At 43.9% G+C, this 25919-nt stretch carries 23 protein-coding genes; 9 read left to right on the forward strand and 14 right to left on the reverse strand.

From position 1 onward, the window contains the following. Window positions 1–69: 69 nt before the first annotated feature. Window positions 70–633, reverse strand: coding sequence for an NUDIX hydrolase (locus tag JFC10_RS05940; protein WP_198332097.1), 564 nt, complete (start codon window positions 631–633; stop codon window positions 70–72). Window positions 634–1193: 560 nt separating this feature from the next. On the opposite strand from JFC10_RS05940, the gene JFC10_RS05945 reads away from it, so the two are divergent. Beyond that, window positions 1194–1928, forward strand: coding sequence for an NUDIX hydrolase (locus tag JFC10_RS05945; RefSeq protein WP_198332098.1), 735 nt, complete (start codon window positions 1194–1196; stop codon window positions 1926–1928). 68 nt (window positions 1929–1996) lie between these two features. On the opposite strand, the gene JFC10_RS05950 is transcribed toward JFC10_RS05945, so the two are convergent. From JFC10_RS05950 to nhaA, 3 genes are all read right to left on the reverse strand, one after another. Further along, complete coding sequence (locus JFC10_RS05950; RefSeq protein ID WP_227685949.1) at window positions 1997–3361, reverse strand: oxygenase MpaB family protein; 1365 nt, start codon at window positions 3359–3361, stop codon at window positions 1997–1999. A 62-nt stretch (window positions 3362–3423) separates the two neighbouring features. After that, on the reverse strand, window positions 3424–4008 hold the full coding sequence (locus tag JFC10_RS05955; RefSeq protein ID WP_198332099.1) for a DUF2799 domain-containing protein: 585 nt from the start codon (window positions 4006–4008) through the stop codon (window positions 3424–3426). 149 nt (window positions 4009–4157) lie between these two features. Further along, a complete protein-coding gene (gene nhaA / locus JFC10_RS05960; protein WP_087813539.1) occupies window positions 4158–5360 on the reverse strand; it encodes a Na+/H+ antiporter NhaA in 1203 nt (400 codons plus the stop codon). 518 nt (window positions 5361–5878) lie between these two features. On the opposite strand from nhaA, the gene JFC10_RS05965 reads away from it, so the two are divergent. Continuing rightward, entirely contained in the window at window positions 5879–6634 is a 756-nt protein-coding gene (locus tag JFC10_RS05965; protein WP_198332100.1) for a TSUP family transporter, read from the forward strand. A gap of 110 nt (window positions 6635–6744) precedes the next feature. On the opposite strand, the gene JFC10_RS05970 is transcribed toward JFC10_RS05965, so the two are convergent. From JFC10_RS05970 to radC, 3 genes are all read right to left on the reverse strand, one after another. After that, on the reverse strand, window positions 6745–8121 hold the full coding sequence (locus tag JFC10_RS05970; RefSeq protein WP_198332101.1) for a dicarboxylate/amino acid:cation symporter: 1377 nt from the start codon (window positions 8119–8121) through the stop codon (window positions 6745–6747). A 711-nt stretch (window positions 8122–8832) separates the two neighbouring features. Then, complete coding sequence (locus JFC10_RS05975) at window positions 8833–11778, reverse strand: acyl-CoA dehydrogenase (RefSeq protein WP_198332102.1); 2946 nt, start codon at window positions 11776–11778, stop codon at window positions 8833–8835. A gap of 348 nt (window positions 11779–12126) precedes the next feature. Beyond that, window positions 12127–12810: a RadC family protein gene (radC, locus tag JFC10_RS05980; protein WP_198332103.1), complete on the reverse strand. Its 684-nt coding sequence runs from the start codon at window positions 12808–12810 to the stop codon at window positions 12127–12129. A gap of 127 nt (window positions 12811–12937) precedes the next feature. Between radC and coaBC the strand changes: the two genes are divergently transcribed. Beyond that, the gene (coaBC, locus tag JFC10_RS05985; RefSeq protein ID WP_198332104.1) at window positions 12938–14335 is read left to right on the forward strand and encodes a bifunctional phosphopantothenoylcysteine decarboxylase/phosphopantothenate--cysteine ligase CoaBC; all 1398 of its coding nucleotides are present in this window, start codon (window positions 12938–12940) and stop codon (window positions 14333–14335) included. 39 nt (window positions 14336–14374) lie between these two features. Next, a complete protein-coding gene (locus JFC10_RS05990; protein ID WP_193013391.1) occupies window positions 14375–15157 on the forward strand; it encodes a sulfite exporter TauE/SafE family protein in 783 nt (260 codons plus the stop codon). Between the two features lie 44 nt (window positions 15158–15201). Here JFC10_RS05990 and JFC10_RS05995 read toward each other — a convergent pair whose 3' ends face one another. From JFC10_RS05995 to JFC10_RS06005, 3 genes are all read right to left on the reverse strand, one after another. Then, a complete protein-coding gene (locus tag JFC10_RS05995) occupies window positions 15202–16119 on the reverse strand; it encodes a histone deacetylase family protein (protein WP_198332105.1) in 918 nt (305 codons plus the stop codon). A gap of 119 nt (window positions 16120–16238) precedes the next feature. Beyond that, window positions 16239–17069: a YbjN domain-containing protein gene (locus tag JFC10_RS06000; RefSeq protein ID WP_198332106.1), complete on the reverse strand. Its 831-nt coding sequence runs from the start codon at window positions 17067–17069 to the stop codon at window positions 16239–16241. A gap of 65 nt (window positions 17070–17134) precedes the next feature. Continuing rightward, the gene (locus tag JFC10_RS06005) at window positions 17135–18172 is read right to left on the reverse strand and encodes a hypothetical protein (RefSeq protein ID WP_227685948.1); all 1038 of its coding nucleotides are present in this window, start codon (window positions 18170–18172) and stop codon (window positions 17135–17137) included. A 133-nt stretch (window positions 18173–18305) separates the two neighbouring features. Here JFC10_RS06005 and ccmA point away from each other — a divergent pair, with 133 nt between their 5' ends. The 5 genes from ccmA (at window position 18306) to ccmE (ending at window position 21787) form a co-directional block, all read left to right on the forward strand. Continuing rightward, complete coding sequence (gene ccmA / locus JFC10_RS06010; protein ID WP_198332108.1) at window positions 18306–18935, forward strand: heme ABC exporter ATP-binding protein CcmA; 630 nt, start codon at window positions 18306–18308, stop codon at window positions 18933–18935. Window positions 18936–19044: 109 nt separating this feature from the next. Beyond that, complete coding sequence (locus JFC10_RS06015) at window positions 19045–19719, forward strand: heme exporter protein CcmB (RefSeq protein WP_198332177.1); 675 nt, start codon at window positions 19045–19047, stop codon at window positions 19717–19719. Between the two features lie 241 nt (window positions 19720–19960). Beyond that, window positions 19961–20749 carry a heme ABC transporter permease CcmC gene (ccmC, locus tag JFC10_RS06020; protein WP_193013386.1) on the forward strand — a complete coding sequence of 263 codons (789 nt, stop codon included), beginning with the start codon at window positions 19961–19963 and terminating at the stop codon, window positions 20747–20749. Between the two features lie 44 nt (window positions 20750–20793). After that, a complete protein-coding gene (gene ccmD / locus JFC10_RS06025; protein ID WP_198332109.1) occupies window positions 20794–21015 on the forward strand; it encodes a heme exporter protein CcmD in 222 nt (73 codons plus the stop codon). Window positions 21016–21286: 271 nt separating this feature from the next. Next, the gene (gene ccmE, locus JFC10_RS06030) at window positions 21287–21787 is read left to right on the forward strand and encodes a cytochrome c maturation protein CcmE (RefSeq protein ID WP_193013384.1); all 501 of its coding nucleotides are present in this window, start codon (window positions 21287–21289) and stop codon (window positions 21785–21787) included. A gap of 105 nt (window positions 21788–21892) precedes the next feature. On the opposite strand, the gene JFC10_RS06035 is transcribed toward ccmE, so the two are convergent. From JFC10_RS06035 to JFC10_RS06050, 4 genes are all read right to left on the reverse strand, one after another. Next, window positions 21893–22741 carry an aldo/keto reductase gene (locus JFC10_RS06035; protein ID WP_198332110.1) on the reverse strand — a complete coding sequence of 283 codons (849 nt, stop codon included), beginning with the start codon at window positions 22739–22741 and terminating at the stop codon, window positions 21893–21895. A 314-nt stretch (window positions 22742–23055) separates the two neighbouring features. Further along, window positions 23056–24015, reverse strand: coding sequence for a MetQ/NlpA family ABC transporter substrate-binding protein (locus JFC10_RS06040; protein ID WP_198332111.1), 960 nt, complete (start codon window positions 24013–24015; stop codon window positions 23056–23058). Between the two features lie 220 nt (window positions 24016–24235). Beyond that, window positions 24236–24922: a methionine ABC transporter permease gene (locus tag JFC10_RS06045; RefSeq protein ID WP_193013381.1), complete on the reverse strand. Its 687-nt coding sequence runs from the start codon at window positions 24920–24922 to the stop codon at window positions 24236–24238. A 19-nt stretch (window positions 24923–24941) separates the two neighbouring features. Continuing rightward, window positions 24942–25712, reverse strand: coding sequence for a methionine ABC transporter ATP-binding protein (locus JFC10_RS06050; protein ID WP_055124775.1), 771 nt, complete (start codon window positions 25710–25712; stop codon window positions 24942–24944). Between the last annotated feature and the right edge of the window lie 207 nt (window positions 25713–25919).

Raw genomic sequence — 25919 nt, forward strand, 5'->3', positions numbered from 1 at the left:
CAATGGTTTTTACCAATCACTTTTGTAAAGCTTTTGATTTTTTATAACGCTATTTTTATAAATTTAGGGTTAGTAGCGCTTGATCGCTTGGTCTTTACCGATAATATCTTGATGAATAGGAAAATTATCATGGTCATCGTATTGCTTGCGGTCTGCAAAATAGCTTTTTAAAGTGCGGCGCACCGCTTCAAAGGCAAGTTTATCCCATGGAATGTCTTCTTCAGTGAATAAAGCGCAGTCTAGACTTTCGGAGCCAATACCATAAGCACCATCTTTTAAGTCAGTGATATAAATACTATAGATTTGCCCGATATCAGGAATATCATATAAGCAATATAAATGCGGATTGGTGACGACTGCGTCTGCCTCTTCAAAGCTTTCACGTGCCGCGCCTTCTGCCATGGTTTCGCCATTTTCCATAAAGCCTGCGGGCAGCGTCCATAGGCCATATTGTGGCTCAATCGCGCGGCGACATAGCAGCACTCTATTTTTATGCACGACCAGTGAGCCACAAATCACTTTTGGGTTTTCATAATGAATATAGTGGCAATTGGGGCATACCAAGCGTGGGATATTATCCGTGGCTGGTATTTTGCGTTCTGCTTCATGACCGCATTGTAGACAATAGCGCATATCAACTGCCTTATATAATGAGAAATAGAAATGAGAAAAAGAGTTATCGTTATTTGAAGGATTATGATTCTTATTTTATAAAATAGTATGACTTTGGCTTATCAGATGTGATGGGACAATAGCCGTTACGCTTAAGATAACACAAATTCTCATCGCACTGGCAGCGATAATAAAAACCGAATAGGTTTGCGCAACTGGTTTCTGCTACGGTTATGATGTGTTAATAATTGGATTAATGAGTTCTATAGGCAGAGCAGCTCAGTCACATAAAGTATATGCAGTCAAGGTCAGATTGCGCTAGGCTAGACTTACACTAACTATTGAATGATGGCTTTACCAATGGTGACAGTAATAGCCGCCGCGACTGATATGGTTATAAATGAGAGCATGCTCTAGCGCAAGCGCTGTAATAGCTGCAAGAGACAAGCTCCACCATTCGATGCCAAATAAGGTCAAAAAAGATAAACTGGTGAACCTGAGTAGTCAATATTTGTATTTGATTGCTATTTATATTTAATTGCATTGATGCTTCATACTGATAAAAATATAGGGCAATGATAATGTTACTCCCCCCGCAGTCGCTACGTTTTGATGAGTTTTCAGTCGCTGTGCCGGACTTTATTCGTTATCCCACCATTAGAACGTTGGCGGAACGGGTGCAGCATGAGACCTTAAATGCTGTCACCAGTCCTGCGCTATACGACGCTAAAACCTCTCGTAGCGCTCGCATTCTAGATAGCTTGTATCAGACACCTATTGCCGATGCCTCGGTATTGGTCGCCATCACTCATGAACGCTATCCAAAACTTCTACTGACACGTCGCGCTGCGCACATGAACAGTCATGCTGGTGAGGTCTCTTGTGCTGGGGGTAAACATGACGCAGGTGATGGTAATAATGTCGTCACCGCTTTGCGTGAAGCCTGTGAAGAGACCGCACTACCACCCAATAAAGTCCAGCTAATTGGTCAACTGCCCATTCAAACCTCTAAAAGTGGTATGAGTGTCCGTCCTATTGTGGCACTGATTGCGCCAGATTTATTGTTAGTACCTGAGCTGGGCGAAATCTCACGTATTTTTTGGGCAGATTTTGAAACCTTGCTGACTCAGCCTACCGTCGAGTATGCAGTAGAATATGCGATGCAAGATCAGACCGCGACCATTCTCACGCCTAGCTGGCAAGTGGATGGTGAAACGGTTTGGGGTCTGACAGGGCGAGTCATTGCCAGTTTGTTGGAAACAGGCTTTGATCGCCAGCTTGAGTGGTATTATCGCATCCAAAATACCCGCAATTAACTCGTAAGGCGGTTGACGTTTAATTATTATTCGTTTTATTTTAGCTACTATGCTTTATTTATAATTGCTTACTTATAATATTCGTCATTTTTCTTTAGCCACCAATTCATATTATCTTGGCGTTTGGCGCGGAAAGCTTCTAATTTTTCAGCTATCGTTTGATTGTGTTGGCGTGCCGTATCGAGAGTAAAAAGAATCGGCACCGACGATAAGACGCCAAAGCGGATTTTTGATTTTGGCAAATCCAGCCCATCGCCGATATCATCGCCGACCAAGGTACGGGTCACGCTAGCATTGACCATCTCAACGAAACGCCCACGGCGGTTGTCCTCGCCCATCAGCTGACGCGGCAAATCATGCAGGGCCTTGGCTAATGGCTGTCCCATTTTAAAATCAAGCTGCTGAATTGATAAATAGGTATAGAGCCACTCCCAACAAGCGGTTTCATCTTTTGGCAGGCGATCTAAGTCAACGCCCATCCAATAGCTGGCAAGATTCCATAGATGCAGGATACCTTCTGCTTCTACAGTGCTGATGCGTGCACCAAGCAGCCGTAAGCCGCGCATAATCAACAATGAAAACTGCAAATGGGTAGCAATCATATCGGTTTGGTTGATAGGAAGACCCCAATAGGCGGTATTCCAGCTGCCATCTGGATTATGGTGTTGGTCGGCATTTGGTATGACACCTTTAGCAGCATGGCCTTTACCTTTGAGCAAATTTTGCCGTACTAAAGTATGAATTTGCCGCACTTTGATCGATTGCCGCCAACCTTCAGAACCAATCGCCAATACTTGCTCGATAGGCTGACGGTGATTGCGTGCACTCGTATTCGACTTATGTAATGGTGGGTGTTCAGAGACAGCTAGGATATAAGCGTAAGTACGCATCAGGCGCGGCAGGGCATCATGCATCAATGCACCTGTCTGAATGAGCGGCAGGGAGAGGGCAGGAATGCTGTAGCCTGCCATCAGGGCGACATTACGTAATAGCCAAATCAGCATCAGTGGATAGCGCCGATAGGCAACCGCGCCGATTTGGGCGAGCTTGGGGTCGAACCAATCGGGATGACGGCTAAATTGTTCAGTCAAAGCGTTAAATGCAGGGTTATTTGCGAGGTCAGCGTCTAGGTTATTGCTGTTGTCGCTGATAATAAATTGCTGTAGGGGCTTTGCAAAACGAAGGCCATCAGCGGCTAACGCATCTGCCAGTGAATCGCCAATATCGTAGCCCGTTACTATTTCATTTAATAAATCTTGCGAGATAACAAAATCTTTTGGCAGCAAATAACGTCTAATGCGTTTTAAGACTTGCAGGTCGCTATGGTCATCAATCGCGGTCGTCCGTCCGTGACGCTGATAAGGTTTTATTGAGGGCTGTTGGTGACTCAAAGTATCGGCCGTCTGTTTATCAGTTATGTTGATTGAATCCATATTTATCAAATGCCTTTTTACCAAATGCTTTCCTATTAGATCATTCCACAAAGCCAACAATATTAATGTCTATTTGACTGGTTTAGAGCTTCTAATTGTCTTTGCGTGGTATTCATACGGCGCTTGGCTTTACGTAGCTCGTCGGCTAATGAAAGCAATCGCGCGCGCGCTTCTTTTTCATTAGCAAAGTCTAGCATCGCCCCACTTTCTAGCTGATCAAATTCTTCTTGGTAGGCTTCTATTAGGCGTTTATCTTTGTCTAGCTGACTGTCTAAGGTGTAATAGTCTAAGCCTTTTTGATTGGCAGTTTGCAGGGTATTCGCCAAGGTTATTGGACAGACATTGTTGAGCTGACGTCCGCGTCGACCGACATTGTATGCATTATTGGTCGTGCAGTATTGCTTAAGCCCCAGCTGGCGACCGCGCTCCCATGCTAGATAGTTGGGGGCAACACTGGCCTTGGCACAGGCTTTGGCATGTGATGCGAGGCGGTCTGATGGGTAACCTGCCATGCCATCATTATAGCCAATAGCCTGCCAGTCACCAACGAGGCACTCCTGCTTAGAGAGTGTGGCACAGCTTGATAGTAAAACAATGCTACCAAGGAGAGCTAACATTAACGAAGGCCGCGGTGCAAACTGTCGCATGATTACCTTTTCCATGGCTATTGATGCAAGCCCGAACATAGCTGATGAAAAATACTTTTAATCAATCATGTCCGGATATCAAAACTCGTGAACTATCAAATCATAAGCCATCGATAAGCTAAATCGCCTTTAAGTGGCTTGTTGTCCTATTAATGAGGGCGAGTCAGATCGACTGATGTGCCGCTTGCATTGTCTTTTAGGCTGACTTTGAGCATGAGATAACCGGCAATACCAGAGACGATTGAACCCATAATAATACCTAGGCGTTCATCGAATAAGGCTGTGTCACCAGCAAATGCCAAGCCGCCGATGAACAGACTCATGGTGAAACCAACACCACAAAGTAAGGCTGCACCATAAATCTGCTTATAGTTCATGCCTCTTGGCATGGTTGAGATGCCAAGCTTAAATATCAACCAGCACATGAACATCACGCCCAGTTGCTTACCGATGAATAGACCGGCTGCAATACCAAGTGGTACCGAATGGAACAGCTCAGCGAAGCCTGCACCTTTGAGGGATATACCTGAGTTGGCAAACGCGAACAACGGCAAGATACCGAAGGCAACGGTATTGTGTAGATCGTGCTCTAGCTCTTCTAGTGGTGAATGCTCAGGATCAGTACGGTCAAACATAGGAATAAATAGGGCTAAGACCACCCCAGCCAAGGTGGCATGGATGCCAGATTTGAGTACCGCAATCCACATGATTACACCGATCAGCAGATAAGGCGTGATGCTGGTGACGTTGCGACGATTAAGAAGGTATAGAAAGGGTAGGCATAGACCTGCCACTGCTAATGACTCTAATGACAAATCACTGGTATAAAATAAAGCAATGATTAAAATTGCGCCAATATCATCAAAAATCGCAATCGATACTAAAAATACTTTTAAGGAGTTGGGAACGCGGTTGCCTAACAAGCTCAAAATACCTAGGGCAAAAGCAATATCAGTCGCAGCTGGAATCGCCCAACCTTTCCAAAACTCAGGCTCGTTATAGTTAAAGAGCAGATAAACAATCGCTGGCATGATCATGCCACCGAGTGCCGCACCAGCTGGCAGGATGATCTGCTTGACGTTAGACAGCTCACCGATCAAGACTTCACGTTTTAGCTCAAGTCCCACTAAGAAAAAGAAAATCGCCATCAAACCGTCATTGATCCAATGATGAGCGTCTTTAGCGATAGCGAACTCACCGATTTGAATGGCAACGGGTGCGTGAATAAAGCCTTCATACCACACATTAAGAGGGGAGTTGGCAATAATCATTGCAGCAATGGCAGCCAATGCTAAGACGATACCGCCCGCTGCCTCAAATTCAAAAAATGCTTTAATCCTGCGTATTGCCATATCATCCTCATTTGCTAAATACAATTTACTAAACACGAATTATAAAATAATCCAATAACCTCAAATAATCTATGCCACGACTCATAAAGACATGATAGAAAGCAACAGTTTCTCATACTCTTATTGATATAGACAACAAAATACGTCAACCAAAAGTTATAAGTGCCGCTTGTCACCTCAATAATAGCGATATTATAAAGTCGATAGAACAGACAAAAGCGTGATAAGTCATTAAATCTTTTTAATCGATCACTGTTTATTTTAGATGCTTATTGAGCCTTTAGACAAATCTAGCAGACTTTTTTACGTTTTTGGCTTTTTTTAGCGTTTTATCTTTATAATGAGCAGCATTTTGTGATGTTATGTCACAGCTTTGATACATATCAGCAGTACTACTACTATTGGCTAATGAATAGCAAAGTTGGTAGCAATACTGATAGTGATAATTTATTCTCAGTTCCTACAGCCAGTTTTTAGGACTTTCTTATTTTTCATCATAAAATTTACAGGTCAGCGTCATGGATTTATCGCTTTCGTTAGAGGTTATATTAATGCTTACCGCTGTGGCAGCGTTGGCAGGCTTTATTGATGCCATCGCTGGTGGTGGCGGATTATTGACGATTCCCGCCATGTTGCTTGCTAATATTCCACCAGTGCTGACACTCGGTACCAATAAGCTACAAGCCGCGTCAGGTGCGTTAGCAGCTTCTATTACGATGATTAGGAAAGGGGTGGTCAAACCGCAGCGCATTAAAGTGGCTATTATAGGCGCTTTTATCGGTTCTGTTATCGGTACTATCGCCGTACAGATGTCGCCGCCGGATCTGCTTGAAACACTAATTCCGTTTTTGATTGCGGCTATTGGGGTTTATACCTTGTTTGCGCCTCGACTCGGTGAAGTAGAAGCCGCGCCGCGTATCTCAGAAGGTAAGTGGCAAAAAGTGGTTGCACCATTAATTGGTTTTTATGATGGTTATATTGGACCAGGCACAGGGATGTTTTTTGCGCTCGGCAACGTGGCGTTGCGTGGTCGGCAAATTATCGAAGCGACAGGCGCAGCAAAGGTATTGAATTTATCGACCAATATTGGCTCGTTAATATTCTTTATTCTGGGTGGTAATGTTTTGTGGAAAGTGGGGCTTGCCATGATGGTGGGACAAACGATAGGCGCGTATTTTGGCTCTCATATGGTGGTCAAAGGCGGTAGTAAGCTGATTCGTCCGGTGATTGTATTGGTGTGCTTGGCGATGATAACCAAATACGTTTTTGGCTGATTGCTGTCCATCAGGGAAATATATTTAGCGAAGCAAAAAACCTCAGCCAATATGACTGAGGTTTTTTATGTATCGTTAATAAACTAACAACATCTATTCAATGCGAGTGACTAGCGACGACGATCGATATCATCGTACTCACTGCCCATGATCCCATCACTAAAGACTTCAGAGAATTCACGTTCATTGTCTTCATCAATGTGACCATCGAACACGTCTTTTGCGCCAGCGTTAGGATCGTTATAAATAGCTAAGTCCATTTTGCCTTCTGATTTTGCCACAATAGCGGTCACAGCAGCATCGCCACCGACGTTCACTGCGGTACGTAACATATCAAGGATACGATCCACACCTAAGATTAAGCCAATACCTTCGATAGGTAGACCGACTTGGGCAAATACCATGGACAGCATAATCAGACCAACACCCGGTACACCAGCGGTACCAACAGATGCCAAGACGGACATTAGAATGACAGTCAGATACTCAGTCACGCCCAAGTCAATACCATAAATATTGGCAATGAAAATGGTCGCAGTACCTTGCATGATGGCGGTACCATCCATGTTGATGGTCGCACCAAACGGAACAGTAAATGAAGCAACTGAGTTGTTTACACCCATACGCTTGGTGACTGTACGCAAGGTAATAGGAATCGTCGCATTCGAGCTTGAAGTACTAAAAGCAAAAATCTGAACTTCACGCATTTTTGCCAAAAAGGTTTTGATGGATAAGCCTGAAGAGACTTTTAGTACAATCATCATAGTGACAAAGAAATGGAATGCCAATGAGCCGACCAATACCGCCACATAACCGAGCAGTGACCAAATCAAGTCTAAACCCAGCTCTGCCATCGCTTTGGTCAATAGAGCAAATACACCATAAGGCGCAAGATTCATAATGATGGTCACCATTTTTAAGATGACTTCATTGATTAATTCTAAGCTCTGCACTAAGCCTTTGGCAGGTTTACCCACCATCAAGATACTAACACCGATCAAAATAGCAAAGAAAATAATCGATAACATATCACCATTTGCCATCGCGCTGATGGGGTTTGATGGGATAATGTTAGAGAAAACATCAAGTAGAGGCGGCGCTGAAGCTGCTTCAAATGCCGCTTCAGTTTCGATATTCATACCTTTGCCGATACCAAATAGCACGCCAAGCCCAATCGCCGTTGCAATAGCGAGTGCGGTGGTGATCATATAAATAATGAACGTTTTGGTACCAATACGACCAAGCAAACGAATGTCACCAATGCCGCAAACGCCGCAAATCAGTGAGATAAGTACTAAGGGGACTACCAACATTTTTAACGAGTTAACAAATAGCTTGCCAACGATAGCGAGGAAACCGTTCGTAATATACGTACTAACAAAACCGCCTTCGGTATTCAGCCCTGAGTAGTTTATAAATAAACCCAGTACGATACCGAGTATCATGGCAACAATAATCTTGCCCGTCAGTCCCATATTTTTCCACATAACTTATATCCTTTGTGTACGTGTCCCAGTAGCGGATAGATGGCTGCTCACATCAATGTGATTATTACCATTATTCTCATCACCGCTCTTGCTACGTCTATTAAATTCTTTTAACTTCTACTTAGTGTCACGTTTTCGGGGCACAATATAAAATAATTGTTAAGGGTACTGCAATGTTTTTTTATGACTAAGATGATATAAATCAATAGTTAAGTTGTCTACGCAGGATTTTTCGCGAGCAAAGTAGGTAAATAACACGGCATATTGACCAATATTAGGGCGTGTTGAACACTGACAAATAGGCACTGCTGAACGCCAAAACTATTCCAGACAAAGCACAAAACAACGGTAATGCTCATGCCTTAATTAGTTTTATAACACATTTATTATATGGAGCTGGGAGAATTTAGCATTATTTCCAATATTAATAGAAGGAGACAGGACTGTTTTTTGCCATTTCATTATTAAAAGTAGACGCTTAGAATGACTAAACTTATTATTTTTAACGTCGAACTGCCTAAAAAATAGTCTCTATCAGTGCCATGGTTGAATCATTCAACACGTCCTAATGATTAAAAGCAGTCATTTATAACTAAAAAAAGACCACTCAAGTTGAGCGGTCTTTTTTAGGTAGGTTGTTAGAGCCTATCATACAAGATTTTTAACTGCCTAAATACCCGTCATTTTTCGAATATTTTGAGCATTGTTCTTTTAGACTTTGTCATCTTCATCACGGCGTAGACCATCCTGCCATTTGGGGTCAGTAGTGGCAGGTTTTTCTATATCATCCTTTGCAATTTCTGCATCTTCAGATGCTGCAGAACGGTCTACTTCGTCAGTATTATATTGATTCAGACGATGGTTGTTGCTCATGCGTTCACTTAAGTGTGACTCTGCATCACGGTGGCGATGATCTAGCGCTTCCACCTCAGGGTCATATTCATCGAAATCTGTCTGCGCACGTACTTCCTCAATGGTATCTTGCTCTTTGACCATTTCTACATCACCGTCGCTTTCATAACCATGATTGGGATTGGCATCGCCAGTTGGTTTGTCTGTACTGGCGGGCGCAGCTAAGTCATTAGAGTCGACATTATTTTCAGCTGTGATGTGTGTCGCAATACCATTTCTGGCTTGCGCATTATTTCTCAATTGCGCATAGTCAGTCAGTTGCTGTACGGCATTATCGAGGCTGTGTGGATTGTTACGCTCTTGAGCATGCAATAAATGCTTATCGAACACATCGGTCAATAATGAGTCAAAGCGTATGGCGTTATATTGAATAAGCACTTCAGCTTCTTCTTCGGTAATATCGCCGTTTTGGCTGGCATATACCACATGGTCTTCAAAAGTAAGCCCTTCAAAACTGTCTTTGTGTTCAGCCTTTTTAAACCTCTGCCATAATGGCTCGATGCTCAGCAGCGTTTGATAAGCGTGTTCCATACGTCCAGTGACATCATCGGCTTCAGTATTATAATAGACCATGGTTTTAAGATAATCACGGAATGGGTTGGCTTCATAGTCATCCATAAAAGCATCGCCCAGCTTGCGTTTAAGCTCATCACTTGGCGGCGTAAAGATGCGACCACTGGGGAAAGTCACAAAACTTACCAAACTGGCCGCCATGCGATTAGGGAAGTTCGCAAAAAAGGCTTCAAAAGCTTCTTGAATGGTATATAAGCTATTTTGTAAGGCAACCTCAGCATGCAAGCGTTCAGACGTTGATTTAGTACCATGCTCATAAAACTGTAAAATAGCAGTGCTAATGAATAAATGGCTATGAATATCGGCTAAGCGACCAGACAGCATTTCTTTACGTTTTAAGTCACCAGCGAGCAATCCTAACGCCATATCAGCCGTTAAGGCAAAGCTTGCGCTCAGGCGGTTGATGTGTTTGTAATAGGGACGAGTAAAGCTGTCAGCGAAGCTCGGTGCATGATTACTGCCACCGACATAACCTGCGACAAATGCCTTTGCGCCGCGATTGAAGGTATAACCCAAATGTTTAAAAAATAGCGTGTCGAACTGTTTGAGTGCACCTTCTTTATCTTCGCTTTGCAGCAATTGCAGCTCATCAAAGAGATAAGGATGGCAACGCATCGCGCCTTGACCAAATATCATGAGCGAGCGTGTCAAAATATTTGCGCCTTCAACCGTGATAGATACTGGAATTGCCTGATAAGGTGTGGCCAAAAAATTACGTGGACCCATCTGTACTGCGCGTCCACCAACCACATCCATACCATCGTTCACCACACTGCGCATAGTCTCAGTCGCATAGTATTTTGCCATTGCCGTCATCACCGATGGTGTGCCGCCTTGGTTCAGACCGCACGTAACGAGGTGACGAAAGGCCTCTAGCATATAGGTGTTACTGGCCATGCGGCTGGTAGCGTCTTGGACGCCTTCAAACTTACCAACAGAGATTTTAAACTGTTCACGTACTTTGGCAAAAGCACCGACAGACAGATATGTCATCTCACTGGCTGAGGTTGATAAGGCTGGTAAAGAGATGCCGCGACCAACGCCTAAGCACTCCATCAGCATACGCCAACCGCGACCCGCATTTTCGACGCCGCCGATGATGTAATCTAGTGGAATAAAGACGTCTTTACCATCGACTGTACCATTCATAAATGGCGAGCCGATTGGGTTATGACGTGGTCCTATGATGACGCCTTTATGGCTGGCAGGCACAAGTGCACAAGTGATACCGTAATCAGTCTTATCAGGATTGCCAAGCAAACCTTCGGGATCGTGCATCTTGAATGCTAAACCCACGACCGTGGCGATAGGTGCCAAAGTAATCCAGCGCTTAGAAAAATTCATACGCAAACCGAGCACTTGCTCGCCCTCATGCGTACCATAACAAACCACCCCTGTATCTGGAATCGCACCAGCATCGGAACCCGCTTCAGGACCCGTGAGACCAAAGCAAGGCACCTCGTCGCCTTTGGCAAGACCGGGTAGCCAGCGCTGTTTTTGTTCGTCCGTACCATAATGCATCAACAGCTCACCAGGGCCGAGCGAGTTCGGCACCATACAGGTGACCGCAGCGGTCGGCGAGCGTGAAGCGATTTTGCTCATGATACGGCTTTGTGCATAAGAGCTAAAATCTAAACCGCCAAACTCCTTTGGAATGATTAAGCCCAAAAAACCATTGGCTTTGATAAATTGCCATGCTTCAGGCGATAGCTCTTTGTCTTCATGCTGAATTTTCCATTCATCAAGCATGGCACACAGCGTTTCTACTTCATTATCAATAAAGCTTTGCTCTTCTGCTGACAGTTCTGGATAGGGATATTGAGCAAAAGTGTTCCAGTCAGGCGCACCCATAAACAGCTCTTTTTCCCACCAGCTGGTACCCGCATCAAGCGCTTCACGCTCGGTATCGCTCATGCTCGGCATTGCCCCGCCCAAAGTCTTGTAAACAGGTTTAGTAATGAGTGATTGACGAATAGGAGCGACGAGCAAAACGATGCAAAGTAAAGCGATTGGTATGCCCAAAATGAGCGACCAAGGACTGATAAAGGCAGTGACAAGAACGGTAACCAGTGCAACAATACTGCCTGTGACTCGTGATAGAGACAATAAAAAGATGGCCAAAACCATGGCTAATTGAATAATGATTGCCAAAATAAATAAGCCAATTGCCATGACTGTCTCCTTTATAACGCTAAACCAAAAGCGTGAAAAATGTGTGTGTATTAAAGTATTTGAATAAATCTTGTTGTTATTTTTGCTGATGTTTAAGGGTCTGGTGACCAAATTAAAACAATGAGCCGTTATGGGTTTTGTAGCATATTTTATAATCAATTTTAATTTGTTGAGCGTGTTACAAAAGTGGCTTTGATAACTGTCTAACCAGTGACAGACAAATAAAAGACAAATTTAGCTATCAATATGAAACAGTGGCCGATAACTATCAATAGCTAAAGTGCTACGCTGTGTCGATAATATGTATCAAAATTTTCTCATATAGGTAAAAAGAAGAGTGGTTATTAATTATCCAAAAGGTACTAAGCAGCTTTCGGCATAAGATAACGTCTGATTGCGTCCAACAATAATATGGTCCACCAAGGATAAGTCTATTAAATCACAGGCTTTCTTTAGCTCGTAGGTCAATAAGTTGTCTGCCGTTGAAGGGGTCGCATCGGTATGCGGATGATTGTGTGCGACGATGAGTTGGCTGGCTGCGTGACTCAAAGCATGACGTAGGACGTGTTTGATACAGACCGAGCAAGAGGAAATACCGCCAGTAAACAGTATCTCAAAATTGATTAGATTTAATGCATTGTCTAAGCAAAGTACCGCAAAGACTTCGCGATGCTCTCCGCGTAGCTGAGTGCTGATATAGTCTTTGACCATTTGCGAGCGCCCAAGTGCGTGACCAGTTTTAAGCTGACTGTCCAAATAACGCGTACCCATCTCAAGTGAGGCCAATATCTGCGCGTATTTGGCAGGACCAATACCATGACAAGCAAGTACAGCCTCTTGCGGCGCCGCCAATAATTCTGCCAAGCTACCAAACTGCTCGATTAAATGACGCGCCAACTCGATAGCTGACTGTGACTGCGTACCTGTGCGCAGAAATATCGCTAATATCTCGGCATCAGATAAATGAGCTGCCCCAAATTTCAGCAGTTTTTCACGTGGTCTATCATCTTCATGCCAGTCTTTAATCGCCATTGTCACTCCTTGAAAATGGATTACTGTCAGATATATTGAGTAAATACGGAAATTCTTACCCAACTTATCTCATAATTGTTACTATAAGCGCAATTTTATCTTTCAACTTTTTATTGATGCCATGCTTATGTCCAATATTGTGCTTGCTATCACTGGCGGTATCGCCGCTTATAAATCTGCTATCTTTGCCCGCTTATTAGTCAAAGCAGGCTTTGATGTGCGTGTCATTATGACCACAGGCGCACAAGCCTTCATTACGCCACTGACTTTACAAGCTTTGACGGGTAATGAGGTGCATATCTCATTACTCGATGAAAAAGCAGAAGCGGGGATGGGGCATATCGAATTGGCCAAATGGGCGGACTTAATCATCATTGCGCCAGCCTCTGCCAATACGCTTGCGCGGCTCGCGATGGGCATGGCTGATGATTTATTGACAACGGTATGCCTTGCAACGGCGGCACCAGTCATCATTGCGCCAGCCATGAATCAGCAGATGTGGGCGCATCCTGCGGTCAATCTCAATGTCCAGACCCTGCGCGATATGAATTATCAGATTATTCAACCTGCTAGCGGTGAGCAAGCCTGCGGTGATGTGGGAGCAGGGCGTTTGCCTGAACCTGAGCAGCTATTGGCAGAAGTATTATTATTTAACGCGATGCAAACCACGCCGCAATTATTGACAGGTAAACGCGTGGTAATTACTGCAGGACCGACGGTAGAAGCTATCGATCCGGTGCGCTACTTGTCCAATCACTCTACTGGCAAGATGGGCTTTGCATTAGCACGTGCGTGCGTGGCTGCTGGTGCAGACGTTATTTTGATTGCGGGTGGCAAAGTGGCACTGCCCACACCGCTGAATGTCACGCGCATTGATGTGTTGTCGGCTAAAGAGATGCTGATGGCGGCGCAGCAATGCGTGGATGGTACGCACAGTGCGCTACAGTATGTGCCTGAAGATGAGCATTCTCATGATCACGAACATGATCATAGCCATGAACATGCGCATCATCATGGTGAGTGTGATTGCGGCGACGATCACAGCCATGAGCTTGATAATAAGCATCATTCTCATAGCGAGAATCAAAATGTAATGGCGGATATCTTTATTGCCACTGCGGCTGTCGCTGATTATCGTACTGAAGAGGCTGCCCCGCAAAAAATTAAAAAAACCCAAGACGCAATGACACTAAGTTTGGTCAAAAATCCTGACATTCTAGCGACAATTTCGCTTGCGCATCCAGAGCTGTTTGTCGTTGGTTTTGCGGCAGAAACGCAAGATATCGAGCGCTATGCTCGTGGTAAATTGGTGTCTAAAAATCTAGATTTGATCGCTTGTAATGATGTTTCACGAGCAGATATTGGTTTCGCCAGTGATGACAATGCCATGCAGGTATTTTTCTCAGAGCGTTATGAGCACGATAGCGTCACACTTGAGAAGGCGAGCAAAGATAAGATTGCCGAGCAGTTGGCTGGCATCATTGGTGAGACAATATGGCAACGCCACAATGGTCACAATGCCTAGTTATGTCACTATTAATCCAGATATTAGGTCTTAATGTTTATGGCTAATATGATGGATAGTGATAGCACCCAGACGTTATTACTGATGGTAATATTTGCACTAGCATCGTTGCTACACGGTATTAGTGGGCTGGGTGTGACGTTGGTGACGACCACTGCGCTTGCTAGTATTTACCCGTTACCACATGCAATTGTATTGGTCATTTTTCCGTCATTATTGCTTAATGCCATGACTTGGCTCGCGGGTGGCGGGCGCACGATCTGGCAAAATTTTATCTATTACGGTAGGCGCTATTGGTTACTGGCGTTGACCAGCTTACTCGGTAGTATTTTAGGCGCGAAGCTCTTACTATGGGTCGATAGCGCCTATATTTTATTGCTATTGGCAGCGGTTATTGGTTTTTACGTCATAAGTAGCTTGCTTGGTAAGCAACTCCGTCTACCTGCTACCAAGCCTGTGTTAATTATCGTTGGCTTTAGTGCAGGCGTGATTGGTGGGGCGACCAATGCCATGTCGACCATATTGATGATGTATCTACTGTCTGCCAGCGATGATAAAAACACCATCGCTAAAGTCGGCAACATGTGCTATTTTTTGGGTAAAATCGCCCAAATAATTGTATTACGTGAGCCTATTATGGCGCTCAGCAGTGGTGAATGGCAGCTGATTACTCTGCTTAGTGTATTATCAATTGCTGCGCTCTTAGTCGGCATCCGCTTGCGGCGCTATTTACCACAAGCGCGCTTTCGTCAGCTTATTTTATTGATTCTCACGGTACTTGGTATTCGTGTCGGTTGGCAAGGAGTTATGGCATTTTTATAAAATCGCGAGGCAGCTGGCTGTTTAGTTACTATTTTATGTGCGCGTTATTCTGTTATCTCACCAAAAAATATCTGCTGCGCTACTCGAAAGGTATTACAGTGCGCTTCAACCACATCATCAATATCTTCTGAATAGCCGCCGCCCATGACAATGGCAACTGGAATATTAGCGGCTTTTGCTTGGCGTAACACATATTCATCACGCGCCTTACAACCGGCTATCGTCAGTCCAAGTTTTCCTAATTTATCGGTGGCAAGGACATCGACGGCAGATTGATAGAAAATCATATCTGGTGCAACATCAGCAATCAAACGCGGCAGATTTTCCTCTAGTAACTGCAAATACTCCGCATCGCCAGTATCATTGTCTAGCTCAATATCTAGGTCGGACGATTGCTTACGAAATGGATAGTTCTTTGCGCCATGCATACTAAAGACAAATACGCGCGGCTCATGCGCCATGATACTGGCATTACCATTGCCTTGATGGACGTCTAAATCGACCACCAAAATCTTTTGCGCTTGTCCACGATTTAATAATAAATTACTCGCGATACAAACATCATTAAACACGCAAAACCCTTCGCCATGATCAGAAAACGCATGATGCGTGCCACCTGCGACATTCATCGCCGCGCCATATTGCTGCGCATATAATGCACATTCATAAGTAGCATGAGCAATATAACGCCCACGCTCTACCAGCTCTGGTGTCATTTCGAAGCCAATGGCTCGCGCTTCCTTTCGTGGTAGCGTCTGAGTTTTCAGCTGATACCAGTAATCCGCAGTATGAGTGGTCAAAATCTCATCTTCGCTCAAACGTGCAGGGGCAAAAAAATTATCGTTATTGATAGTACCTTCAGCCAATAGCCGCTCAGGGATCATGGTGTATTTTTGCATAGGAAAACGGTGTTTTTCCGGCACGGAATATCGAAAAATATCAGAGTAAGCAATTTTTAGCATAGTGTTAGAGGATGTCTTTTTTTGAAAGGTATTTTAAGGATAAATAGGTTTAAGCGCTTTGAAAGTAAAGTGCTTATGAGACATTGTAAAAGCTATGGATATTTATTGTCATCAGTTAATTACTGTACAAATTGCGTTGGCAAAAAGAAGGTTCTAGAATCTGATTGTTGACGTAGCTCGGTCAGTAATGTTGGCAAGTCTTCTGCAGGGTTCTGATTATTGATCAAATCACTAAATATCTCATTCGCAACGGTAGTCATCGCGATGACACTTTGTAATAAATGTTCAATAATATCATTATCGATGCCTACCGCTTCGACATCGATAGCGTGTTTGTAGCGTATTTCGCCATCATTGACATCCATTTCTAGATTGCCGATTAGCAAGTCATAATTTATTTGAGTAATCAGTAGCATCGCCGCGCTTTGATGACTTTCTGGTATTAAAAATGGCAAAATTCCATAGACTGCCAGCAGCTTGTTGTTTTCTTGCACGCGAAACAAATAGCCGCAATCGAGGTTTTTATTGCGCATTCTAAGCGATAAGTGATGCGATTGCTGACGGTCAGTGCTCTTGTTGCCACTACTTTTAGGTCGATAGTGAGTATAGCGCCATTGCTTATCATTAAAGTACTGTTTCAGAAAATCGATAATGGGCGTGCCGCTAGCTTCGTGTTGACTGGCACTCGAGTCAAAAGCGTCAGTTTCTGAATGTTCGCTTTTATTTTTGACATCAGATTCAGAATCGATTTTGGTATCATCATAAGCATCACTAGTGTCCTCATCGCATGCACCACTACTATGTGCGTCATTATTATATGTATCACTACTATACGTGTCATGAGGCTCTATTTGCATCATATCAATTTCAACTTCATCAGCCTGCGCTGCTGAACCAGTCAGTAACTGTTTGAGTTTTTGCCACAAGCTGAGTGTGTTACGTTGACTCATAAGTATGGTGCTGTCAAATAAATGAATGATATGGAAAATTGAGACAAATACGTCAAGACAGTAAATTATTGAGCATTAAGCGCTAAACCTTCTTTAATATTTGGTTGCTCATAAAACGCTTGTAACATCTCACGAGTATGTGCCGTCAACCACTCGCTTTTAATGACATCGTGCACCACAGGTAAGAGCGCTGTACTCAATTGAGTCATGGCCTGCTCATCAATATGAAGACTCGCGACTACCGTCGCAATAGTATCTGACTGATGATTACCATACCAAGTATCGATGCTGGCTGCCACGAGGCTGTGTAAGTAAGGCGATTGGCGCAGGCGGTTATAGCTTTGCTGAATGCTGGCTTCGATATGATCGATACTGCTGTTGTCAGGCTCATCACGCAGATAAGTCTGTAGATGACTGACAGGCTGGTCTTTGATTCGCGCCCAACCAGTGATTAATAATCGCGCGACTTCGTCATTTGATAAATGCTCTTGCGCATTGGCTTCTGCGCGGCGTGCTAAATCTTTAATATTACGATGTAAGTACGCCTGCAGTTTTTCGTCAAGGTTTCTATTGGTTGCTTTTTCAAAAGAGCTGCGCCCAAATTTCATCAATTTACCAGCAGCGCCCGCTTTATCCAGCGTGGTTTCCATAAAGTCGTTAATGGCATGATATAGCGTTTGGGTTAGCAAATCGGCAAAAGTCTCGTTGCCGACCAGTGTATGAATCAAGATATTGCGTTGCTGATCGTGGCTACCAACATAGTTGGCAAGGGTTTCAACTTGAGTGTCATCCACCAGCTCAGACAACGGCACGTTATCATTGACCGGATGATAAATGACAGTATGCAAGATATCGCGAATATCTTTACGCATCATATCAGTCATCGGTTGGTTCAGTAGCCAGTCGTTAATCAGATGTTGTAAATCATCGGCACTGACATATTTATTCAATGGCTGTGCAGCAAACCATTGCCATGCCTCCATCGACAGCGGTTCAGCTTGCGTGCGCAACCATTGCTGCATAAACGCAACTTGCGCCTCGATTAAGCCATCTATGGTTAGCGCTGGCGTATCTAGATTTTGGTTATCTTTTGAAGTCTGCATAGGTTTTGAGGTCATAATAATCGACAATTTGTTATACTGTGTGGGTGGGGTAAGCATAAAGTATTATGCCATGAACGTCATCTGTGTTTGTGATGAATATTGACTGCTGCTTAATAAATAATAAGAGGTTTTGATGACAGCTCTGAATACCGCCTTACTTGCGCTTGATGAGCTGACCGTTCAGCGCGGCGAAACCCCTCTATGTGAAGGAGTTGTACTCAATCTAGCAGCTGGTAGCATTTGCCATCTAGTGGGTGCCAATGGAACAGGTAAGACCACTCTGCTGATGCAGCTGGCTGGGTTATTGCCAGTGTTAAGCGGTGAGGTTTATTATGAAGGATTGGCAAGTTTACCGGTTCAGCCTTTGTATGTGTCACACCAGTTGGGTATACATCCAAATCTGACGGTCGCGCAAAACCTGACCTTTTTGCTGAATTTATACGGCATCAGCCCAAGTGTTGCTGATATTGATGACGCCTTAGCTTGGGTAGGATTACAAGGCTTTGAGACGATTAGCTCAAGCCATTTATCTGCTGGACAAACCCGCCGTATCACCCTTGCAAGGTTATATTTATTAACCCCTGAAGTGACACCATTATGGCTACTTGATGAGCCTTTTACTGCCCTTGATGTCGATATGGTGGCGCGGATGGAAGACAGATTGTGCGATTTTGCCAATGCTGGCGGCGCTATATTAATGACCAGTCATCAGGCAGTTGGTGTTGCCAATCAAGTGCTCGATTTGTCCGATTATATGGTTTGAATACTATCAGTATGAGTGTGACAAGCATCCGTGGAAGAGCCGATAAATGATAGAAATAGACAGTCCAGTACAAACAGTGAATAAAAGCTCAAATGCTAACTTAGCTGCGATGCGCGGTATCAGCTTTATGCAGCTATGGCGGCGCGAGTGGCAAGTGAAGCAGCAAGGGGCGGTACAATGGTTATACCCTTTGGTACTGTTTTTAGTCATTATCACCTTGTTTCCGCTAGCAGTGGGTAGCGAGCCTGCGCTATTGCAACGCCTTGGCGTGTCGGCGGTGTGGATAGCCGCTCTGTTGTCACTGGTCATGGGTGTCGATGGTTTGTTTAAGCCTGCCCTTGATAATGGCACGCTGGCGCAATTGGTCGTCGCCAAAGCGTCATTGCCCTTATGGGTGTTGATTCGTTTGGTTATCCATTGGATTTTTAGTAGTGGTATTGTGGCAGCGCTTAGTTTGCTAGCCGTGCCTCTGTTTCAGCTTAGTTGGTTTGAGGCGTGGATATTGATGGCGTCTATTGTGACGGGCAGTCCTATGTTATTGATGCTGTCAGCGGTCGCGAGTAGTTTGACGCTGTCATTGAAGAATGGTGCGGTGTTAGTGCCTTTGATTGCTTTGCCGATGCAGTTGCCGGTGTTGATTTTTGCCACAGGAGCAGTTGATTTATTTGCTACTGGTCTCAATGGCTTACCGATACTGGCTTTATTATTAGCAGGTAGTATTATCTCGGTTTTGGTGATGCCATGGGTGATTGCCATGACGTTAAAAATGGCGTGGCTGAATTAAAAACGACATAAGTTGTATACAGTAACCTGTATTAAGAGTCTGTGCTAAAAATCCTTATAAAAAACCTTTGTATTAACAGCATGTTGAAAACTGGCAATTTTGCTATAATAGTCAGCTAACTAAGCAAACAATCACTTGTAGATTCTATCCAGTGTTTAATGCCAGCAGGTTGGCAGGTAGTCGCGCCCATGATGCGCTATATCGGTTACAACCAATACGCTGTGCCAATAGGTTTATTCCCATGCCCAACCTGAATAATGTCTCATCTCCTAGCCTGTGGCAGCGCATCTGGCAGGGCTTTTTGACCACTGTGGGTACCAAGCAGTTTTTTCACATTTTTTCGCCTTGGGTCAAGTGGCTAGCAATATTAGCCAGTATCTGCCTGCTGATCGGTAGTGTTTGGGGTCTCGCTTTTGCGCCGCCTGATTATCTGCAAGGTAATAGCTACCGCATTATCTTTATCCATGTACCCGCTGCCAGTATCGCCATTTCCATCTATTTTGCCTTAGCAGTGCTTGGGGTCATTTACTTGGTTTGGAAAATAAAAACGGCTAGCTTAGTGGCGCAGGCGCTTGCTCCCATGGGTTTTTTGCTTTGCGTGATTAGCTTAATCACAGGCTCCATCTGGGCAAAACCCACTTGGGGTACTTACTGGGTTTGGGATGCACGTTTGACATCTATGCTTATTTTGGCGTTTTTGTATGCGGGCGTGATGGCGTTATTTGCCGCGTTTGAGCACACTGCCAATCGTGGTAAAGCCGCCGCCATTTTGTCTATTGTTGGTGCAGTAAATCTGCCCATTATCAAGTATTCGGTACAGTGGTGGAACACCTTGCATCAAGGCTCGACCTTTACTTTAACCGCCGCACCCAAAATGTCCGCAGATATGTGGATGCCATTACTACTGATGATTATTGGTAGTTATTTATTAGTGGCAACATTAGCGATTTATCGTACCAATACCCTTATCTTGTATCGTGATCAAGGTAAAGCGTGGGTCAAAGAATATATTCGCGGGCAAGCCAAATGACTGTAATGACTGTCGCCAAAACAAATCACGGCTAGGAAAATATTATGCAGCCTTACTTTTATAGCGTATCTGAGTTTCTCGCCATGGGTAAGCATGGTGTGTTTGTTTGGTCATGCTGGGCAATTACTGTTGGCATGATGCTGGCTTTTATTGTTTATAGTCGCAGGCAGCGACAAGCTCTTATTAAGCAGCTGACCATTCAGCAAGCACGCCAAGCACAGCGCACGGCTAAAACAACGATGCCTGTCACTAAGCAGTCAAATTAGCAGGCTCGTCCTAATATTCTAGCGTTAGCCGCTAATTTTTAGCCACTCAATCTGCAACTTAGCACCTGATAAAGAGGTGACTTCCACATAGGTTATAGGGCTTATTGATTTGTCCGAAAAATGCTACCATATAGCCATTAGAAGAGTACGATTAGAAAGACATTTTTAGAACGTTTTTCTAATGGTAGTTTCTTTAATATTTTCTGTTTTATATATTTATATGGCATTGACTATAGTTTATAAAACAGTGACTCATCAATGAGGTAGTGGTATGAACGCAGTTCGTCGCAAAAAACTGATGTGGGTTATGTTTACGCTTGCAGGGGCGGCGATAGCCGTGGTATTGGTTATTTATGCCATTGGGCAACAGACCGATTACTACTTTGATGCTACCGCGATTGCGCAAGGTGAAGCACCACAAGATAAGCGTATTCGAGCAGGCGGTATGGTCGTTGCGGGTAGTGTCCAGCGCGCAGAAGACAATCCATTAAACGTTGAGTTTGCCATTACTGATTTTCAATCGACAGTACCAGTGACTTATCAAGGTATCTTGCCAGATTTATTTGCTGAAAACTCAGGTGTCGTTGCTACAGGTAAGATGCAGGGTGATACTTTTGTCGCTGGAGAAGTATTGGCGAAGCATGATGAAAACTACATGCCGCCAGAAGTGGCCAAATCGATGAAAGAAAACAACCGTAGCGGTATAGTGCCTCCTTCTGAGCAATACAATCCTGCTGAAAAGTTGCATGAGACGGATACCTTACAGCAGTAATTATATAGTTTATATAATAGTAAAAGAGCCGCTAATAATATATTAGCGGCTCTTTTTTTACACGAATTTTGGTACTAGTAAGTTTTGGTAGTTCTTTACAAGCATTTAGTCGTCCCACTCAGGCGAGTAATCTGGATGCTTAATTTTGCGCCCATCAGCACGTGCTAAGCTGCTGATTTTCTCAATATCATCCGAACTTAATTGTACTTTTATAGCATCTAAGTTGCCTTGCAAATGATCAGGATTGGCGGTCTTTGGGATAGCAATACGGTACTTGTCTGACAGAATCCAAGCCAATGATATCTGTGCTGGCGTGACATTATGTTTATCGGCTATTTCTTTAATGATGTCATTGTCGAACACATCACCGCGTGCAAGCGGCGAATAAGCTTCTAGTAGAATGTGGTGATTGTTCAAAAAAGTCTGCAAGGTTTTTTGCTTAATAAAAGGATGAAACTCAACTTGATTGACCACAATCGGCACGTCAGCATATTTTTCAGCTTCAATGATATTGGCAATATTAAAGTTTGACACCCCGATATGGCGTGTCAAACCTTGTTTTTGTAGCTCACACAATGCGGGAATAGTCTCAGATAACGGCACACGATCATCCGGCCAGTGGAGTAGTAGTAAATCAACGTAATCTGTATCCAAATCTTCTAGAGAGCGTTTAGCTGCTGCAACCAGTTTTTCTGGCTCAAACTTCATATCATCAGGAAAAATCTTTGTGGTCAAAAAGAATTTATCACGAGATACTCCTGATTGTTTGATACCTTGACCAACTTCTTTTTCATTACCATAAGCTTGAGCAGTATCGATATGTTCGTAGCCCATTTTCAATGCTTGACTGACGACATCGACACAGTCTTGACCGGTTGATTGCCATGTGCCAAGTCCTAGTACAGGAATATTTGCTTGTCCAGCGGTACGAATATTATAAGTTTTAGCACGCATCTTATTATCCTTGTTATTTATGGGTTCATTTATTGGATTAATTTATAGAGTGTCGAATCATCAATACTCTGTTCACGATCTCTATTTAAGTTACCCACTATAGAAAAAAGTGGCGGTAAGTGAAAGGGCAAGTGACGCTTTCCTACAAAGGACAAACAGGCTGTAACGTCATTTTTCGTAACTGATAGACAGAAGAGTGCAGTTAAAAAACAGAAATCGTAAAATCGAGTCCATAAAAAACGCCCATTACGATTCAGCAATGGGCGTTTACAGTCAGGACGATGCCTATATTTAGGTGTTTTCGGTTGAAGACCTTATTGAGCAGCAGTTTCTACAGGTGCAGGTTCTGCAGCGGTATCCGTGTGGGCACTGTGATCAGAGCCCCAAATTTTGGGGTACTTATAGCCTGGGAAAGTTTCATGAGCATACTTTTTAAAGGCTTCTGAGTTATAAGCATTGGTCACATCTTCGACCCACTTTTTGCCAGCATCTGCTGATTTGATGGCTGACCAGTTGACATAAGCAAAGCTAGGCTCTTGGAATAGCGCTTCAGTCAGCTTGATGCCAGCATCCGTGGCATAGTTGCCATTGATAACGGCAAAGTCGACTTCATCACGAGCACGTGGCAATTGAGCAGCTTCTAACTCAATGATTTCAATGTCATATTTGCTGTTATCAGCGATGTCAGTTTTTGATGCAGTTAGTGGGTCAATATTGTCTTTTAGCGTGATCCAGCCAAGATCATCCATCATCACGAGCGCACGGGCAAAGTTACTTGGATCATTTGGTGCAGAAACTCTCATGCCTTTATAGACATCATCAAGCGTGGTCTTTTTACCTGAGTAAATGCCAAGTGGGGCAGTAGGTACTTGGAAAACTTCCACTAAATCAAGATTGTTTTCTTTTTTGAAGGTATCAAGATAAGGCTTATGCTGGAAGATGTTTATGTCCAAATCACCTTCAGCCAAGGCAAGGTTTGGGCGTACATAGTCAGTAAAAGCAACCAGCTCAACTTCGTAACCTTGCGCTTCCAGTGAGCTTTTCACTTGGTTACGTACCATATCGGCGAAGTCACCTTCGGTGGTACCGATGACGATTTTGGTATGCTCAGGATCGATATCGCTAGCGGCAGTTTCTGCTGTTGAGCCTTCAGTAACAGGCTCTTTAGTCGCTTCCGGTGCTGATGAGTTGTTGCAACCAACCAAGACTAGGCTTGATACGCCAACAGCAGCAAATGCAGTCGCTAACTGACGGCTGATATCTGTTAATTTCATGGAGCTTCCTTAATAAGAGGGATTGGATGTAGGGCAAATGCTGGCCATTAAAAAAGCAACATTAGGGATAGTAATGCTGCTAAGTTAACGACTGTTAAGTTAGTATCAAAATTAAAGGGTCTCAGTAACAAAGTCAAGCATTTTGCTTAGGATGAATCGGCATTAAACCTTGAGTATTATTCATATTAGCACTGCTTGACTCTGTCTAAGTCTTTTTTTTCTATCGTTTATCCAAACGATTAGCCAACCAATTACCGGACGCTTGAATGGAGACGACCATTATCGATAGGACAATAACGATAAAAATCATCACTTCCGTTTGATAACGATAGTAGCCATAACGAATGGCTAAATCACCCAGACCACCGCCACCTATCATGCCCGCCGCCGCTGAATAAGAGAGCAGACTGATACAGAGAATCGTCACGGACAATACCAGCCCTGAGCGTGCTTCATTGAGTAAAACTTTAATGATGGTCAGTGGACGTGCGCCCATAGATTCGGTCGCCTCAATGATGCCACGTGGCACTTCGCGTAAGTTTTGCTCAACCAAACGGGCAAAATAAAACGAACCTGCAATGGCCAGTACTAACGACGCCGCAATCGGTCCAATACCCGTGCCAACGATAGCCTTAGTAAATGGACTCATGGCAATCATCAAAATGACAAATGGGAAAGCGCGCATAAAATTGGTGATACCACCAAGCACGCCATACAATGTTTTATTTTGCAAAAACTGTCGATCACTGGATAAAAATAAAAACACGCCAAACAACCCGCCGATGACAATGGCCACCGTCGTTGAGATGCCAAGCATAATAAATGTATCAATAAACGCATTCACAATCTCTTTGCGCAGGGCAAACAGCTTGTCTATCGAGGCGGATAATTCACTACCAGTTAACATATTTATTTCTCCTGCCTCATTAGTCTTCGTGCACTAAGCCTTTGCCAATCGGGGTGGTCGCTTGAATCAGACCGTCTCTCACATCTGCAACTTCCAAAAGCTGACCTTGATGTAGTAATGCCGCGCGATCACACAGTCTACGGATGACACTCATCTCATGAGTCACAATCACAATGGTAACGCCAAGTTGTTCGTTGATATCACGTAGACAAGTCAACAAGCTGCGGGTCGTCGCAGGATCAAGCGCACTGGTCGGCTCATCAGCCAATAATACTTTGGGACTGGGGGCAATCGCTCGGGCAATACCAACGCGCTGTTTTTGTCCACCTGACAGCTGCGCAGGGTAGTGACCAGCGCGGTCTGTTAGGTCAACAATCTCTAAGCAATCCATGACTCGTTTATGAATATCGCGGCTCGGATATCCTGAAACGGTTAGATTAAAAGCCACGTTGTCAAAAACAGTACGATTGGACATTAGATTAAATTGCTGAAAAATCATACCAATATTATGCCGAGCGATACGCAACTCACTGGCAGACAAAGTGGTCAAGTCAGTGCCATCGACGATGACTTGACCAGCATCCGGACGCTCAAGCATATTGATTAGGCGTAGCAAAGTCGACTTACCCGCACCCGAGTATCCCATTAGGCCGAAGATTTCGCCTTGCTGGACAGATAACGAGGTCGGTTCAACGGCAGTAAACCAATGTGGTTTGCCATCTTTGTCTTTGATTGATCGGTCGCTTAAAAAACTCTTGGTCACATTGTTTAAGACAATCATGTCATTCATGGAGGGCTCAAAATTCAATAATTTTTTTAATAGTCACAAACGTGCTGTTCGGCCTCTATAACAATGTAAGAAGCCAATTAAGAAACAACCGTTAATAACCCTATAATAAGGGGCGCTAATATAGCATATTATCGAGCACTTTGGATATGAACATCCGTGACAGGCTTATGATTAATAGCTATTAGTAAGAGGGGCTTTGTAGAATGT

It is taken from the genome of Psychrobacter aquimaris, assembly GCF_016107525.1.
GTDB lineage: Bacteria > Pseudomonadota > Gammaproteobacteria > Pseudomonadales > Moraxellaceae > Psychrobacter > Psychrobacter aquimaris.